Annotated in this window: 12 protein-coding genes and 1 riboswitch; all 12 genes read right to left on the minus strand. The window is 40.1% G+C overall.

The genetic code is table 11. The features are described 5' to 3' along the window. Positions 1–56 precede the first annotated feature (56 nt). The 12 genes from metF to thrA all read right to left on the minus strand — a co-directional run bounded on the left by metF (position 57) and on the right by thrA (position 17243). On the minus strand, positions 57–1010 hold the full coding sequence (metF, locus tag GJ691_RS16795) for a methylenetetrahydrofolate reductase [NAD(P)H] (protein WP_154369001.1): 954 nt from the start codon (positions 1008–1010) through the stop codon (positions 57–59). A 162-nt stretch (positions 1011–1172) separates the two neighbouring features. Then, positions 1173–3896, minus strand: a complete 2724-nt coding sequence (gene metH / locus GJ691_RS16800) for a methionine synthase (RefSeq protein WP_154369002.1) — start codon at positions 3894–3896, stop codon at positions 1173–1175. A gap of 154 nt (positions 3897–4050) precedes the next feature. Continuing rightward, complete coding sequence (locus GJ691_RS16805; protein WP_154369005.1) at positions 4051–5058, minus strand: homocysteine S-methyltransferase family protein; 1008 nt, start codon at positions 5056–5058, stop codon at positions 4051–4053. Positions 5059–5217: 159 nt separating this feature from the next. Next, positions 5218–5338, minus strand: a riboswitch (SAM riboswitch). 470 nt (positions 5339–5808) lie between these two features. After that, positions 5809–6606 carry a uroporphyrinogen-III C-methyltransferase gene (gene cobA / locus GJ691_RS16810; protein WP_154369007.1) on the minus strand — a complete coding sequence of 266 codons (798 nt, stop codon included), beginning with the start codon at positions 6604–6606 and terminating at the stop codon, positions 5809–5811. Next, positions 6599–8692: a nitrite/sulfite reductase gene (locus GJ691_RS16815; RefSeq protein WP_154369009.1), complete on the minus strand. Its 2094-nt coding sequence runs from the start codon at positions 8690–8692 to the stop codon at positions 6599–6601. Before GJ691_RS16815 ends, cobA begins: the two co-directional genes overlap by 8 nt. A 125-nt stretch (positions 8693–8817) precedes the next feature. Further along, the gene (locus tag GJ691_RS16820; RefSeq protein WP_154369011.1) at positions 8818–10062 is read right to left on the minus strand and encodes a sulfate adenylyltransferase subunit 1; all 1245 of its coding nucleotides are present in this window, start codon (positions 10060–10062) and stop codon (positions 8818–8820) included. A 105-nt stretch (positions 10063–10167) separates the two neighbouring features. Next, entirely contained in the window at positions 10168–11067 is a 900-nt protein-coding gene (gene cysD, locus GJ691_RS16825) for a sulfate adenylyltransferase subunit CysD (RefSeq protein ID WP_154369012.1), read from the minus strand. Between the two features lie 23 nt (positions 11068–11090). Next, on the minus strand, positions 11091–11714 hold the full coding sequence (locus GJ691_RS16830; RefSeq protein ID WP_154369014.1) for a phosphoadenosine phosphosulfate reductase domain-containing protein: 624 nt from the start codon (positions 11712–11714) through the stop codon (positions 11091–11093). Positions 11715–11732: 18 nt separating this feature from the next. Further along, positions 11733–11999 carry a DUF2061 domain-containing protein gene (locus GJ691_RS16835; RefSeq protein ID WP_154369016.1) on the minus strand — a complete coding sequence of 89 codons (267 nt, stop codon included), beginning with the start codon at positions 11997–11999 and terminating at the stop codon, positions 11733–11735. Between the two features lie 224 nt (positions 12000–12223). Beyond that, positions 12224–12634, minus strand: a complete 411-nt coding sequence (locus GJ691_RS16840) for an RrF2 family transcriptional regulator (protein WP_154369018.1) — start codon at positions 12632–12634, stop codon at positions 12224–12226. A 50-nt stretch (positions 12635–12684) separates the two neighbouring features. After that, positions 12685–13854: a trans-sulfuration enzyme family protein gene (locus tag GJ691_RS16845; RefSeq protein ID WP_154369020.1), complete on the minus strand. Its 1170-nt coding sequence runs from the start codon at positions 13852–13854 to the stop codon at positions 12685–12687. Between the two features lie 2 nt (positions 13855–13856). Then, positions 13857–17243, minus strand: coding sequence for a bifunctional aspartate kinase/homoserine dehydrogenase I (gene thrA, locus GJ691_RS16850; protein ID WP_154369022.1), 3387 nt, complete (start codon positions 17241–17243; stop codon positions 13857–13859). Positions 17244–17312 lie beyond the last annotated feature (69 nt).

The raw sequence follows: 17312 nt of genomic DNA on the forward strand, positions 1-17312 counted from the left end.
AATACTTTTGAACGCACTATACACAACCTTCCCCTATTGAATTAATTTCAAAAAGATCAAAACACCTCTTTTGCAATGGCATGTATATTATCAGATTTACCCATGGAATAGTAGTGCAAAACCGGGACACCGGCCGCTTTCAACTCCTTTGATTGTTGAATGGCCCACTCAACACCAACCTGACGAACTGCTTTATTGTCGGCACACCCATCAACGGCATCTATCAAATCCTGGGGTAGGTCTATACGGAAAACCTGAGGTAATAATTGTAAATGCCTTTTAACCGCAATGGGTTTAATACCAGGAATAATAGGCACGGTAATGCCCATGTTCCTTGCTGCTTCCACAAATTGAAAATACTTTTGATTATCGAAGAACATTTGGGTCACAACATAATCGGCCCCGGCATCAACTTTTTGCTTCAATCGTTTAAGATCTGACTGCAGGGAAGGTGCTTCCAAGTGCTTTTCAGGATAGCCGGCCACTCCGATACAAAAGTCCGCATTATCATCATTCTCTATCATTTCGTGCAAATATTTACCTTTATTCAGGTCATTTATCTGCTCCACCAAATTCAATGCATAGGCATGCCCCCCTTTAGTGGGCTCAAAATATTTCTGTTCCCTACGGGCATCTCCACGTAAGGCCATCACATTCTCAATTCCCAAATAATGGCAATCGATCAACACATATTCGGTTTCCTCTTTGGTAAATCCACCACATAAGATATGCGGAACGGTATCTACCTGATATTTATGCTTTATCGAAGCACAAATACCGACCGTACCTGGCCGCATACGTGTCAATTTTTTATCCAGCAGACCGTCTCGATCAATATAGATATACTCCTCCCGGGAAGTGGTTACATCAATGAATGGAGGTTTAAACTCTATCAACGGATCGATATTATTATACAACTCCTGTATATTTCTTCCTTTTACCGGCGGAATCAACTCAAAAGAGAACAACGTCTCGCCTTTGGCATTTTTTATATGGTCTGTTACTTTCATATATGCTGAACTTGTTTCAGTATGTATTCTTATTTCATTTTTTGGCGTTCCCCAAAATGGGTCGGGCTATTCGCTATATTTTTTTCGTAAAACAATTTTACCAAACACAATTGAACGGTCCCGAAAAAAGATGCCGCTGCTATCCCTAACGCAAATCCTTCTTTAATCCTCACTAATATTCGGTGCCAACCACTTTTTGGCATCCGCAATCGGCATTCCTTTGCGCGCTGCATAATCCTGTACCTGATCTTCTTTTATTTTCCCTAATCCAAAATACCGGGCCTCAGGGTGTGCAAAATAATAACCACTTACACTGGCTGCAGGCCACATGGCCAAGCTCTCGGTCAGTTCTACCCCGATTTTTTCCTTTACACCCAATACTTCCCATAAGGTTAATTTTTCCAAATGGTCCGGGCATGCAGGGTATCCTGGTGCCGGTCTAATACCTTTATACCCCTCATTGATCAGATCCTCATTGCTCAATTGCTCTTCCTTGGCATATCCCCAATAATCAACACGAACCTCCTTGTGTAAATATTCCGCAAATGCTTCGGCCAATCGATCGGCCAATGCCTTGATCAAAATAGCATTGTAATCATCATGGTTCTTTTCATATTCCGCGGCCAATTCCGCAGTACCAAAACCAGCACTTACACAAAAACATCCTATATAATCCTGTAAACCTTGGTTCTTGGGAGCAATGAAATCGGACAGCGCAAAATTAGGCACTCCATCCCGTTTTTTCAATTGTTGGCGTAGGGTTCGGAATATATAATTTTTTCCATCGGCCTCTATTTCTATATCATCTTCATTAATAGTGTTGGCTTTGAACAAACCGAAAACTGCTTTTGCCTTCAATAATTTCTTTTCTACCACCTCTTTCAACATTTCCTGTGCATCTGCAAAAAGCTCTGTGGCTTGTTCCCCAACAACATTGTCCGTAAGGATATCGGGGAATCTACCATGCAATTCCCAGCTTCTGAAAAACGGGGTCCAATCAATGAACGGCAGTAATTTATTCAGGTCCAGATCATCGATAACCTGAATACCCATTGAATTTGGATTAACAAGATCGGTACCTTTCCAATCTATTTGAAACTTGTTCGCCCTAGCATCTTCGATAGATCTATATTCTTTATGTTTTGCCCGGTTCTTAAACTTATCACGGAACGTTTCATAATCGAGTTTTATCGATTGCTTGTAGGTTTCGGAGGTTTCTTTTTGCAAAAGATCACCAACCACCGTTACGGCCCTAGAAGCATCATTTACATGCACTACCGCATTCTGGTATTCAATATCTATCTTCACGGCAGTATGGGCCTTGCTGGTCGTGGCTCCCCCTATGAGCAAAGGCACGTTGAAATTCTGACGTTGCATTTCCTTAGCCAAAAACACCATTTCATCCAATGAAGGGGTAATCAAACCACTTAAACCGATTACATCTACATTTTCTTTTTTGGCAGCCTCGATGATTTTTTCCGGAGGCACCATTACCCCTAGGTCAATAATATCATAATTGTTACAGGCCAAAACAACACTTACTATATTTTTCCCTATATCGTGTACATCGCCCTTAACAGTTGCCATTAAAATTTTTCCAGCCGAACCACCAGAGACCGCATCGGGATTGTTTTTCTTTTCTTCTTCAATATACGGCAATAGATACGCTACCGCCTTCTTCATGACACGGGCAGACTTTACAACTTGAGGCAAAAACATTTTACCACTTCCGAACAGATCACCCACAACGTTCATACCCGTCATTAAATGACCTTCGATGACCTCAATAGTATTATCTACACTTTTACGGGCGGTTTCTACATCTTCAACGATATACTGGTCGATACCTTTGACCAAAGCCCTAGTAATCCTATTCTGCAGAGGTTCCTCTCTCCATGAAAGATCGATTTTATTCTCTTTGGCCTTACCAACCACGGATTCTGCAAAATCGAGCAATCTCTCAGTTGCATCGTCCCGGCGATCAAGAATCACATCTTCAACATGTTCCAACAAATCTTTCGGAATATCATCATAAACCTCTAACATCGTAGGGTTTACGATTCCCATATTCATACCTGCTTTTATGGCATAATACAGAAAAACCGAATGCATGGCTTCCCTCACTGGATTATTACCGCGAAAACTAAAGGAAACATTACTAACACCACCACTTACACTACAGTAAGGGAGGTTTTCGCGCACCCATTTGGTGGCCTCGATAAAGTCAAGGGCATTTCGCCTATGTTCATCCATTCCCGTAGCAACGGGGAACACATTCAAATCGAAAATAATATCCTCGGGGGCAAAATTCACTTCATTGACCAAAATGTCATATGAGCGTTTTGCTATCTCAACCCTTCGTTCAAAATTATCAGCTTGGCCTACCTCATCAAAAGCCATTACGATAACGGCAGCCCCATAACGCCTTATTAATTTGGCATGTTGAACGAATTGTTCCTCACCCTCTTTTAGACTTATGGAATTCACAACGGATTTACCTTGTACCACTTGAAGACCTGCCTCGATAATCTCCCATTTAGAACTATCTATCATAATGGGCACCCGGGCTATATCGGGTTCTGCCATTAAAAGGTTCAGGTACTTTACCATGGACTCTTTCCCGTCTATGAGTCCGTCATCCATATTAATATCAATGACCTGTGCACCACCTTCTACTTGATGACGGGCAACATCAAGGGCTTCTTCGAATTTCTCCTCTTTGATAAGACGAAGGAATTTCCTTGATCCGGCCACATTGGTACGTTCCCCAACATTAATGAAATTACTTTCAGGAGTAACTATCAATGGCTCTAGACCGCTTAATTTCAAATATTTGGATTCCTGACTATGATTAACGGTGGTTCTTATGTTGGATGCATCACTCATTACTGAAAGTTGTTTTTAAAATTGACAAATCCATCATGCAATTCTTTGCGTTTTTTCCCTGTCCCTGAAAATCCACAGAACTATTTCTATTTAAAGAATCCTGACCCATAGCTAGGAATAACGGTGTATTCAATTCAATATATGCCATATACTTCTACTCTAAACTATTTGCCAAAGATTTTCTTGGCTTAAAGCCCTTGACCAAACTTGCCATTGCCGAAATATGTTCCGGGGTAGTTCCACAGCATCCGCCAACGATATTCACCAATCCTTTTTCTAAATATTCTTTTATCTGTTCCGCCATTTGTTCGGGGGTTTCATCATATTCCCCAAAAGCATTAGGCAAACCGGCATTAGGGTGTGCCGAAACCGCGAAATCGGTTTTTGAAGACAAGACTTCTAAATGGGGCACCAACTGACTTGCCCCCAGTGCACAATTGAAACCTACGGATAGTATTGGAATATGTGATACGGAAATCAAAAATGCCTCCGCCGTTTGACCCGACAACGTTCGTCCTGAAGCATCTGTAATGGTACCGCTTACCATAACCGGCACATCAACCTTACGTTCTTCCTTTACTTCTTCAATTGCAAACAGGGCCGCCTTGGCATTTAATGTGTCAAAAATAGTTTCGACAAGAAGAAGATCCACGCCCCCATCCACTAAAGCCTCAACCTGCTGTTTATAAGCAATTCGTAGTTCGTCAAATGATACAGCCCTAAACCCTGGGTCATTAACATCCGGGGACATACTTGCCGTTTTATTGGTAGGGCCTATGCTGCCAGCAACAAAACGTGGTTTATCGGGTTCTTTTGCCGTGAATTCATCTGCTACCTTACGTGCAATCCGGGCACTTTCATAATTAAGTTCATATACCAAATCTTCCATATGGTAATCAGCCATGGCTATGGTAGTACCTGAAAAGGTGTTGGTTTCAATAATATCGGCACCCGCCTCAAGATACTTGGCGTGAACCGTTGCTATGGCCTCTGGTTGGGTAAGTGAAAGAAGGTCATTATTACCTTGTAAGGGACTCGGCCAGTCCTTGAATCTATCCCCACGAAAATCCTCTTCAGTAAATTTATAGCGCTGTAACATGGTACCCATTGCACCGTCTAAAACCAAAACCCTCTCTTTTAATATACTCCTTATGTCTTTCATGTTTTCGGATTGCCAAATAAATATTTAATCTTTCCTATATTTTACTGTAGTTTCTTAAAAAACACAGTAATAGCCCGACCAAATTCATTTTTTTTGAATGGTAACGCTCTACTATTTTTATTTATCAAGGAAAGGGCTAAGACATATGTCCTTATGATGGGGTTATCTTTCACGCCCATGGCCTGATAGAATTTAGCACCTTCTTATTCCCGTAACGGACTGGAAAAAAGGGTTGCCAAGGTTTCATAGGGTCTAGTCCCTCCGCCTTTCTTGATAACTTCTTCAATGTATTAAAGAACTCGTTGCAAATTAACGGCACTGTTTGCTCAAAAACAAGGAATAACCTTAGTTTTAGGCTATTGCTTTAAATTTCACCAATTGTAGTCAAAAACTTCCTGACCCTTCCCTCATCTTTACAACTTTTGCTCAAAGTTCCCCTAAAGGGTATCCTTAAAAGCATTTAGACCGTATATCACATGATTATTTACTAGTGAAGGAATTCTGGATAAACCACCTCGAGCTTTTTGCTTTTGTCTAATTCATTGGATTTGTCGGAATAGCCATTCAAACATTACCTTTTCATAGCCATGACAACCATTCTACATTCATAATACGAAAGACAATCGACCATGGCACCGCTGATAACAAGTACCCAATACAGGTGATAAAAGAAATTTAGGGTTTCGGAATGCCTTACTATCATTCCCAAACAAAGTTTTTAAGAATAAAGCAATCAATGACCTTGAATACCTATTTTATGAAATTGATTCCGTTAGGCAAATCTGTTTGCACATCACTTTCTGAATAATTATTTTGAAGCTCCGAAATACGTTCTCGATGTTTAACCACATCCCCGATAATAATAATCGCGGGATTTTTCAATTCCTTCTTTTCAACCGTCTTAACAATGGTACTTATGGTTCCTACACCGACTTTCTCATTTTTTCGAGTGCCGTTTTGAATAATGGCAATGGGCATATTTGACTTTCCTTCTTGTTTGAAAAGATCAACTATCGCACCTAATTTACTCATCCCCATAAGAATAACCACGGTAGCATTGGATTTTGCCGCCAAACGAACATCTTCAGATAATTTATGTTCCTTTGTTGTCCCTGTTATTACCCAAAAACTTTCCGATGAACCCCTTTTGGTTACAGGAATCTGTTGGGAAGCCGGTACGGACACCGAGGAGGATATACCCGGAACCATAGCTACTTCTATTCCTTGAGCAGCTGCATATTCCATTTCCTCAGCACCTCTCCCAAAAACAAATGGATCACCCCCTTTTAATCGTACCACATGACCATGGCTCAACGCCCTACTTACAATAAGTTCATTTATTTGGTCCTGTTCATAGGAATAACACCCTCTTCGCTTACCCACAAAAATATGTTCGGCCTTTGGCGCATAACCCAGCAAGACATCGTCTACCAAAGCATCGTACAAAATAACATCGGCACTTGCCAAGACCTTGACCCCTTTTACGGTAATCAAATCCACATCGCCAGGCCCTGCCCCGACCACTGTTAATTTGGGTTGCTTAAACATTGGATAAATCTAATTTTCTGTATGCATCAATACTCTCAAGAAAATCTTGAGCCTCCTTCAAGTAATTCTTGGCAAACGTTTCAGTAGGCTCATTTGACTTTATTTGAAGTACCATATCGGTAAAGCCACCTTCGACCTTTAATCGATTGGATTGTACAAAGATTTCATCAAAATCCTCTATTATACTAATATGGGTATTCGTTTTCGTATTTTCCGAAGTCAATAGCGCCTTTGCCGCATTTACCATTGCAGTATACGAATGATAGATACTGGCCGCCCATTTTTGCTCATGAATGGCTGAAATCGCATTAACGATTTTCTCCTCACTTTCGTAGAGTAAAGTCGCTACTAAATCTATGACCACTCCCGCACACTCGCCTACCCCGATCGCTTTTTGATATTTTTCCTCTGAACCCCAATCGATATAATCACTAGGGGTGATCGTATCTAAATTGCTTAAATGTTTTAATAGGTCATAAAAATAGGATTTTCCTTTTTCTGCATAGTATGTGACATAAGAAGCCCCATTACCATTGGCCTCAAAATCGTTCAGAATAATGCGGAGGGCTTCCGGTCCTCTTTTACTTGGCACTTTTAAAACTTTATCCGCAAAGGCCGCATTACCATCGCCTAAATTTCCTCCGCCCAATAAAATCTGTAATGCAGGGGCAACCAATTTATCCTTGGTTTTTATAGACATCCCTTGAAAACCAATGTTTGCCATGCTATGCTGCCCGCATGCATTCATACAACCACTAATTTTGATAAGTACATCGGGGTTATTAATATATTTTGGATATTCTGCTTTGATTACCCTTTCCAATTCCGTGGCGATTCCCGTACTACTTGCAATTCCCAAATTACAGGTATCGGTTCCTGGACAAGAAGTAATATCAACTGCCTTATTATAACCAGCATCCGCAAATCCCATTTTCAAGAGTTCTGAATAAAAGAAAGGTACCAATTCTTCTTTCACATAAGGAATCAAAATATTCTGACGTAGGGATAAACGTAATTCCCCAGCCGCATATTTTTCGACCAATGTTGCCAATAAACGAGCTTTATCGGTATAGAAATCACCTAAAAGTACCTTAATACCGATTGCCACATACCCTTCTTGTTTTTGAGGGACAAGATTCGTTGATTTCCACGTTTCAAAAGCAGCTTTATCAGCTATTTCAACTTGGGGCACATCGGTTATTGTTGAAATACTAGGTTTTGGATACGTTTCGGCAACTATAGCATATGACTTTAAAGGTACTGCTTTCTTCTCATCTTCGACCAATTGTTTAAAACCTTCCAAACCAACATCTTTCAACAAAAATTTTAATCTTGCCCTAGACCTACTCTTTCGTTCCCCATAGCGATCAAAAACTCGCACAACACCTTCCATTAAAGGAATAATCTTATTTGTAGGTAAAAACGGGAACAACTCATCGGCATGTCGGGGTTGTGATCCCAGACCACCGCCCAACATGACCTTAAATCCGCGTACCCCATTTTCCACTTTGGCAATGAAGCCTAAATCGTGCATATAGGACAATCCCGTATCTGCATCACTAGCCGAGAAAGAAACCTTGAATTTTCGTCCCATTTCCTGACTAATGGGATTTCGAAGAAAATAATCGAAAAGGGCATGTGCATACGGTGAAACGTCAAAAGGTTCATCAACATCTATCCCGGCCGTTTCGCTCGCCGTTACGTTTCTTACGGTGTTACCACAAGCTTCCCTTAATGTTATATCATCCTTTTCCAATTGGGCCCAAAGCTCGGGCGTCCTATCCAAATCCACATAGTGTATCTGAATATCCTGTCTTGTAGTAATATGCAATCTACCGGTTGAATATTCATCGGAAACCTCACAAATTCTTCTAAGTTGGGTCGATGTTACCTTACCATAGGGCAGTTTAATGCGAATCATCTGAACACCGAACTGTCGCTGTCCGTATACACCGCGGGCCAAACGAAGGCTTCGGAATTTCTCTTCATCAAGCTTTCCATCTTTAAACTGACGGATTTTCGCCTCTAACTCGATGATATCCTTTTCTACCACCGGATTTTCTATTTCTGTTCTAAAACTTCGCATATTCTATTATTGATAAATTTTAAGCAAAATACCCTGCCATATTCTTCTATTTTGCCCATAGTTTTAATAGGTAATTAAAACCACAAGCGATTGAATTTTGGTCAATTCGCTATGTGTTCAAAAAACTAATTTATAAAACCGGCACCCACCGTGTTATTGGATTGTGTATCTATTAAGATAAATGACCCATTTGTTCTATGATCTTTAAAAGCATCAAAGAAAATTGGTTTGTTCAATTTAAAAGATACCTTGGCAATATCATTGATTTTTAGGGAATCTACTTCTTCGATACCCGAATAATCAGGATTGATCTTGTGGTGAATACTATCAACTTTGGCCAAGACCTTGTTTACCCCATGCTGAATGATATATTTACCACCAGCATTCATGTTTTTGGCATCCATCCAAGATATGGTAGCGGTAAATTGTTTGTCTATTTTCGGCATATCACCGACTTTAACCAACATATCCCCACGACTTACATTGATTTCATCTTCTAGGGTTATGGTCACAGAAGAACGTCTAGAAGCCGTCTCGAACTTCTTATCGTAAAAATAAATGTCCTTGATTTTTGATTTTGTCTGGGAAGGTAAGGCCACGACCTCATCCCCTACACTCAATTCACCTCCATAGACTTTACCAGCAAATCCCCTGAAATCATGGAATTCATCTGTTTTTGGTCGAATAACATATTGAACCGGAAATCTTGGTGTACCCACGTTGAACACATCCTTTTTATCCAATTGTTCTAAATGCTCCAATAAGGTCTTACCATCATACCAAGAAAAATTCTCACCTTTATGAACTACATTATCCCCTTTAAGGGCACTAACCGGAATGAAGGTGATATTCTGGTCTTGATAATCCCTTTTCTCCATCAAAGTCTCAAAATCGGCCTTAATCGCATTATAGGTTTCTTCGGAATAGTCAACCAAATCCATTTTGTTGATGGCAACGATAACATTCTTTATCCGCAAAAGGTTATTGATGAAAAAGTGGCGATTCGTCTGTTCAATCACTCCTTTTCTAGCATCGATCAAAATAATCGCTGCCTGTGATGTTGATGCCCCTGTTACCATATTCCTAGTATATTCCACATGACCAGGAGTATCCGCTATGATATAACTTTTCTTGGGTGTTGAAAAATAGATATGGGCAACATCAATGGTAATTCCCTGTTCCCTTTCGGCTACCAATCCGTCAGTAGCCAAGGAAAAATCCAAATAATCATATCCTTTCTGCTTACTGGTTTTTTCAATGGCCTCCAATTTATCAGTAGTCAACGATTTCGTATCATATAAAAGCCTACCGATCAAGGTACTTTTACCATCATCAACACTACCGGCTGTCGCAATTTTTAATACTTCCATTCTATTTTGCTATTCGCCATTAGCTATTCGCTACTGGCTAAATTTTAATGATTTGATTAAGCTGATGACCAAACGTCAAAAGCAAATTTTAAATTTTGAAAAAATTTAAAAATATCCTTGTTGTTTTCTTTTCTCCATGGCCGCTTCGGACCTTTTATCATCTATTCTCGCCCCTCTTTCCGAAATTGTGGACTCCCTGATTTCCTGAACCACACTGGAAATATCCGCAGCTTCCGAAAAAACGGCTGCCGTACAACTCATATCTCCTACCGTTCTAAAACGAACCAGCTCTTCCAACACCTCTTCATGATCTTCTTGATACACATAATCAGAGTGCGACCAAATCATCCCGTCCCTTAAGAAAACTTTTCTTTTATGTGCGAAATAGATTGATGGTATTTCAATATTCTCCTTTTCAATATAGGACCATACATCCAACTCGGTCCAGTTACTTATTGGAAAAACACGAACGTTTTGACCCAAATCAATTTGCCCGTTCAACATATCGAACAATTCCGGTCTCTGATTTTTTTCGTCCCATTGGCCAAAATCATCCCTTACAGAGAAAATACGTTCTTTGGCCCTTGCTTTTTCCTCATCACGTCTTGCCCCACCTATACAAGCATCGAACTTGAATTCTTCGATGGCATCCAATAAGGTAGTGGTCTGCAACGCGTTTCTACTGGAATAACGACCTGTCTCCTCTTTAACCTTTCCTTGGTCTATAGAGTCCTGGACATTCCTTACGATAAGCTCCAAACCTAATTCTTTTACCAATCTATCGCGAAACTCAATGGTTTCGGGAAAATTATGACCGGTATCTATGTGCATCAGTGGAAAAGGTATCTTGGCAGGGTAAAACGCTTTCTGCGCCAAACGTACCAAGGTTATCGAATCCTTTCCACCGGAAAACAAAAGAACAGGTTTTTCAAACTGCGCCGCCACTTCCCGAATAATGTAAATGGCCTCATTTTCCAATGGGTTTATGTGTGATGTATCTTTCATTAATTCCATACTAAAAATCTAATTTAGATGTGTAATCCACACTCACGGTTCTCAAGAACCTTCGTAGGATCAAAATATCTATGTTCATTCGGAAGTTTTCTTTCCTCCAAATATTTATCCAACTGCTCATCTGTCCAGCTATAAAACGGACTAACTTTTAAAATACCGTCTTTACTTAAGCTGAAAATATCCAATGTATCCCTAAGTGCGGTCTGCCCTTTTCTTAAATTGGTAAACCAAACATCGGGTTTTATCTCTGCCATGGCCCTTTTAAAAGGTTCTAATTTAACCTGATCGGTGAACACGGCATGTCTTGGATCGTCTATTCCAGGTATACCCATAACAACATCCCGATGTGCCGCGGTCTGTCTGGGTACATATAATTTCACATTCAATTTTAATGTACCGATCAGCTCCTCTGCATGGGCATAAGTCTGGGGCGTATTATATCCCGTATCGCACCATACAACAGGAATATCCTGTTCTACTTTGGTAACCGCATTGAGAATAACAACCTCGTAAGGTCTGAAATTCGTTGTCACCACAGCATTTTTTGAATGCTCAATGGCCCAAGAAATAATTTCCTCGGGCTTTGCATCCTTAAATTCTATATTTAATTCTTTGATTTGATCTTCAGTAAAAGCCATAGTCCAATTTTTATCGATTTACTTTTTTCCCCAATTCACAAGGTTCCATGCCCTTTCATGAAAAAAGTACAAAATCATCTTTGTGATAAAATCTATTGAAGCTATAGACGCAGCTATGGTGATTTCCCCCGTCAAAAGATACGATATAACCAACGTATCCAAGGTTCCTACAACTCTCCAGCTCAATGCTTTTGCTATACTGCGTACTGGACTTTCTGATTTTTTATCCGTGCCAAAATCACTCTTGGTCGTTTTTTTATTTAAAATCAATTGGTCTGCAATCATTATGTTTCAGTTTAATACCCTATCGATTTGATAGACTATGCAAATTTAGAATTATATATGAAATTGACACGTTAATTTTTTATAAATATTAGATTTACCCTATTGATTTAGTAGATTTTTAAATTTTAAGCTATTTATCAAAAGAATTATCGATCAATAATTGGTATCATTGACGAATCTTTTAAATAATAGGGAAATCGTTAAACCTTAAGTACAATCGAGATTTACTTAATTAAATCCGCCAAGGTATTATGCCTATAAACGGTCAAAGCGCTATCCCTGACCTGCAGCATTAATTTATGTACCGAGCAAGTTGCCTCATCTGGGCAGTCTTCACATTTTTCATAAAAATTAAGGCTTACGCATGGTACTAGGGCAATTGGCCCTTCAAGAATACGCATGACGTCGGTCATTAAAATATCTTTGGGATCTTTAATGAGGTAATACCCACCACCTTTACCTTTTTTAGAGCCCAGCAATCCTGATTTACGGAGCGTAAGTAGAATACTCTCCAGAAATTTCTGGGAAATGTTTTCATGCTTCGCAATTTCAGCGATCTGTACAGGCTGTCTATCTTCTAATGAAGCGAGGTAACTCAAAGCCTTTAAACCGTATTTCGTTTTCTTGGAAAGCATTTTGCGAAGATATGCAAAATCTTAGATTCATTTTATCTATTATGGTAAAACTAACCAAGGGCTTGTTCAATATCTTGAATAATATCGTTAATGTTCTCAAGGCCTACCGAGATCCGAACCGAACCATCACTTATACCCACCGATGCCCTTTCTTCGGCCGACAACTTACTGTGGGTCGTTGATGCAGGATGGGTAACGATACTTCTTGAATCCCCTAAATTGGCCGATAAAGACAGTAATTGTATCGCATCGAAAAATTTACGTCCTTCTTCCAATCCCCCTTTTACCTCAAAGGCCACTACACAACCACCAGCTTTCATTTGCTTTTTGGCTATTTCAAATTTTGGATGGGATTTTAAAAAAGGATATTTAACCCAATTCACTTTTTGGTGCTGCTCTAAGTATTGGGCCAATTTCAAAGCATTTTCACAATGCCGATCAACCCTTAACGCCAACGTTTCAAGACTTTTCGACAACACCCATGCATTAAAAGGAGATAATGCAGGCCCCGTAATCCTAGAAAAACGATAAACTTTGTCTACCAATTCCGAACTACCTACGGTAATACCTGCCAGTACCCTACCCTGGCCATCCATTAATTTGGTACCTGAGTGAATGACCAAATCGGCACCAAATTTTATAGGTTGTTGTAAATAAGGAGATGCAAAACAATTATCAATGATCAAGATCAAATTATGTTTCTTGGCTATTTTGCCGAGCTCTTCGAGGTCCAAAACATCCACACCGGGATTGGTCGGGGTTTCCGCATAAAGTATTTTAGTTCGTGGAGTTACCATTTCCTCAATGGTATGCAACTCATCTATCTTAAAAAAACTATGTGAAATGTTCCACTTGGGGAAAAAATTCGTAAACAAACTATGAGTTGAACCAAAGACACTCCGGGCAGAAATGATATGATCACCACTGTTTAACAAGGCAGCCAAGGTCGAGAATACAGCCGCCATACCTGAAGCAAAGGCAAAACCGTCCTCTGCACCTTCCATCTTGCAGACCTTTTCAATGAACTCTGATGAATTGGGATTGGAATATCGGGAATAGATATTCCTTTCTTTTTCTTCCGCGAACGAAGCGCGCATATCCTCGGCATCTTCGAACACAAAACTGGAAGTTAAATATAATGGAGCCGAATGTTCCAAAAATTGCGAACGTTCTAACTGTGTTCTAATAGCTTCCGTTTCAAACTCATACTTTTTATTCATAATCACCCTTTTTCCGCGATTCTTAAAATATCCCCGAACACACCCCTTGCCGTTACCGCCGCACCTGCTCCTGCGCCTTGTATGACCAATGGATGTTCCCCATAGGATTCCGTGTATATTTCTATAATGGAATCCGAACCTTTTACCTGTCCTAAAGCACTTTCTTTTGGGACCGATATCAATTTCACTTCCAATGTACCTTTTTCCTTTGTTAAATCACCATGTAAATCACCAACATAGCGCAACACATGATCTGGTTTTTGATTTTTCTTCAACTCGTTGAAGGTTTCGTTCAACACGTTTAACTTACTTAAAAACGTATCAGCCGTTCCTGTTCGCAATTCCTCCGGAATAAGGTTTTGAATATGTATATCAGAAAACTCGTTCCTAAGATCCAACTCACGCGCAAGAATCAAAAGTTTACGACCTACATCATTACCAGAGAGATCCTCCCTAGGGTCGGGCTCAGTGAACCCTTTGTTCATGGCATCTTCAACTATGGTCGCAAATGAGGCGTCGGCTTCTGAGAAAGTATTGAAAATATAACTCAACGAGCCTGAAAAAACCCCTTTGATCCGTGTTATGTTCTCTCCCGATAAATGTAATAATTTAATGGTATCGATCAACGGTAGGCCAGCCCCTACATTCGTCTCATATAAATACTGTTTTTGGTTTTTATCCAATTCCTCTCTCAGCAATTGATAATAATCGAACCCAAGGGTATTTGCTATTTTGTTCGAGGAAACCAAATCGAATCCATTTTCCACCAAGTCAAAATAATGGGCGACAAAATCCTGGCTAGCGGTGTTGTCCACAGCAATTAAATTCTCTAAATGGTTCTTTTTGGCATACTCGAAAATATCCCCTATTTCATAGGGTACACCCTTGTCTTCCAAGGCCGCTAACCAATTCTTTGAAACGCCCTTTTTATTCAAAAGAACCTTTTTCGAATTTGCTACGGCAAAAACATTCAAATCGATGCCTTTACGTTTTTCTATGGTTTTCGAAGATTTAAGGATCTGATCTATTAACGTTCCACCAACATTACCATGCCCAAAAACAACGATGTTGACTTTTTTGCTAATTCCAAAAATCTGTCCGTGCATAACATTTAGCGCTTTGTTCAAATCAGTTTTTCGAACCACCAAACTTACGTTCTTACCCGATACCGTATTATTGAAAAGCAACGGCACTATTTGATTCTTTATTAAAGCGTTATACGGTTTATGGAAGGTACTTAGGTCTTGGCCCACAATTGAAATAACGGAAACATCTTCTGCAACTGTTATCTGATTAATGTCTTTCGACTGAAAGTCATGGGCAAACTCGTGCTGCAGGGCCAGCTTGGCCTTTTGTGCCTTATCCGCATTCACTACCAAACCGATCCCCCGTTCCGAAGAGCCTTGTGCCACAATGCTTACACTAATATTATTATCCCCCAAGGATCTGAATATTCGGGCATCTACACCTACTTTGCCCAATAAGCCCCTACCTTCAAGATTGATCAAAGCTACATTTTCTATGACCGATAAGGATTTTATTCCCTCTTTATTGGATTTGGCACTTATCAATGTTCCCTCATTATCGCTCTTGAACGTATTCAATATTCGTAAAGGAATATTTTTCTCAATCAAAGGGATAATGGTCTTTGCATGTAAAATGGTTGCCCCGAAATTTGCCAATTCATTGGCCTCACTATATGAAAGCTCCGAAATTCGTTTTGCCTCTGACACATAATCAGGGTTCGCTGTAAATATACCATCGACATGCGTATAGTTCTGAAGCTCTACCGCATCGAGGTAATTGGCCATCATGGCCGCGGAATAATTACTGCCGTTTCTTCCCAAGGTTGTTGTTTCATCATCTTCCGTAGATGCTATAAAACCAGTTATAATAGGAACAGTATCATGATCCAAACGTGAAAATTCGCGCAATACGTTTTCTTTGGAAAGAGCTTCGATTACGTGGGCATCGCCAAAAGTATTATCTGTTTTGATCAATCTACGCGAATCCATCAACTTTGCCTTAATCCCCCTTCCTATTAAAAGCTTGGTAACCAGTTTTGCGGAAATAAGCTCACCAAACGCCAAGACCTGATCCCTGATTTTAGGACTGTAATCCCCTAAAAGGGAAACACCTTCGAATAATTTGAACAATGCTTCATACTCCTTTTCCAGGTTCACGTTTTTAAAGGTATGCGTCTGGTAGTTTTCAAAAGCTGTGAAATCCTTTGAATAATCTTCTCCCCTTGCCGCTTTTTCCAGCATGGTCTCTAACTGGTCGGTAGCTTTCTCCCTGGCCGAAAGTACCACTGCAATGTTCTCCCCGTTTTCGACCTTATTGACAATAATATCCAAAACATGGCCCAAACCTTCCCCGTTGCTCAATGATTTTCCTCCGAATTTCAATATGGTAACCCGGTCGGTCTTTCCATCTGCATTAAAGATTCCGTTAAGGAGTTTTTGCATTTGTTCAAACTCGATCAGAAAGGCATCATGCCCATGTAACGATTGTACCTCACCATAGGTAACATTGCTTTTGGCCTGTGCCAATTGCTTAAACGTTTCCTTGTTTTCCTTTGCCGTGAAGAACAAATCGGAATCAACCCCGATGATGTGTATATTGGTATCACTGTTCTGAAGATCCACGAAGGCAGATTCCCCATTCCGAGTAATATCGATAGTTTTCAATAATTGGTTCATCAACTTATAAGCGGATAGTTGAAAACGGTCTTTCAACTTTTCCCCATGGTGCATTAACCAACTTTCCACATTAAAGACCTGTAACTCTTCATTGGTACTTCTCTTAAACCTTTCTTTGAAAGATTCTGGCGTTCTATAGCAAAGCATGGCATGCATACGGGCATCGTGTACCGGCTGTTTGGAGTTGACCAAGAACTGTTCTTGTATTTGGCAATTACCTATTAACCAATCGGTAGATTTCCAGTCAGAAGCAACCGGAATCAAATGGGTCGTTAAACTGGGGTCAATCGCAGCCATTTCCCAAGCAATACCCCCACCTAAGGAACCTCCCAATAAAGCAAAGAGTTTATCTATTTTCAATGCCTTCAATCCCGATAAAAAAATACGGGCAATATCACCTGCTACAAAATCCTTATAGTTTTCAATGACGAAACCGTCATAACCATTACCGGGTATATTGAAGGCCATTATCGTATACTTATTGGTATCGATACATTTTCCCTCCCCGATCAGGGCAGACCACCACCCGTCGGGCCCAGTTACATTGGAGTTTCCCGTAAGCGCATGATTGACCAAGACAATAGGTGCCTCATGAAGTGGTTTCCCAAAAAGCTGGTAAGACAGTGAAATATCCTGGGACACTCCGCTTATTGTCTTAAAATCTTTAATTTCTAATTGATGTAGCATTCTATAAGTTCTGTATTAATTTGAACACCTCCTAACCTAACTGTTGAAAAGTACTCTAAATTTAAGATA

Origin of the sequence: Maribacter luteus, assembly GCF_009674825.1 — a bacterium.
Classification (GTDB): domain Bacteria; phylum Bacteroidota; class Bacteroidia; order Flavobacteriales; family Flavobacteriaceae; genus Maribacter_A; species Maribacter_A luteus.

What these genes read in the sequence shown, in the direction of transcription:
- metF (WP_154369001.1), bottom strand. Translation starts at nt 1,010, where the DNA reads ATGAAAGTAACAGACCATATAAAAAATGCCAAAGGCGAGACGTTGTTC.
- metH (WP_154369002.1), bottom strand. Translation starts at nt 3,896, where the DNA reads ATGAGTGATGCATCCAACATAAGAACCACCGTTAATCATAGTCAGGAA.
- GJ691_RS16805 (WP_154369005.1), bottom strand. Translation starts at nt 5,058, where the DNA reads ATGAAAGACATAAGGAGTATATTAAAAGAGAGGGTTTTGGTTTTAGAC.
- cobA (WP_154369007.1), bottom strand. Translation starts at nt 6,606, where the DNA reads ATGTTTAAGCAACCCAAATTAACAGTGGTCGGGGCAGGGCCTGGCGAT.
- GJ691_RS16815 (WP_154369009.1), bottom strand. Translation starts at nt 8,692, where the DNA reads ATGCGAAGTTTTAGAACAGAAATAGAAAATCCGGTGGTAGAAAAGGAT.
- GJ691_RS16820 (WP_154369011.1), bottom strand. Translation starts at nt 10,062, where the DNA reads ATGGAAGTATTAAAAATTGCGACAGCCGGTAGTGTTGATGATGGTAAA.
- cysD (WP_154369012.1), bottom strand. Translation starts at nt 11,067, where the DNA reads ATGAAAGATACATCACACATAAACCCATTGGAAAATGAGGCCATTTAC.
- GJ691_RS16830 (WP_154369014.1), bottom strand. Translation starts at nt 11,714, where the DNA reads ATGGCTTTTACTGAAGATCAAATCAAAGAATTAAATATAGAATTTAAG.
- GJ691_RS16835 (WP_154369016.1), bottom strand. Translation starts at nt 11,999, where the DNA reads ATGATTGCAGACCAATTGATTTTAAATAAAAAAACGACCAAGAGTGAT.
- GJ691_RS16840 (WP_154369018.1), bottom strand. Translation starts at nt 12,634, where the DNA reads ATGCTTTCCAAGAAAACGAAATACGGTTTAAAGGCTTTGAGTTACCTC.
- GJ691_RS16845 (WP_154369020.1), bottom strand. Translation starts at nt 13,854, where the DNA reads ATGAATAAAAAGTATGAGTTTGAAACGGAAGCTATTAGAACACAGTTA.
- thrA (WP_154369022.1), bottom strand. Translation starts at nt 17,243, where the DNA reads ATGCTACATCAATTAGAAATTAAAGATTTTAAGACAATAAGCGGAGTG.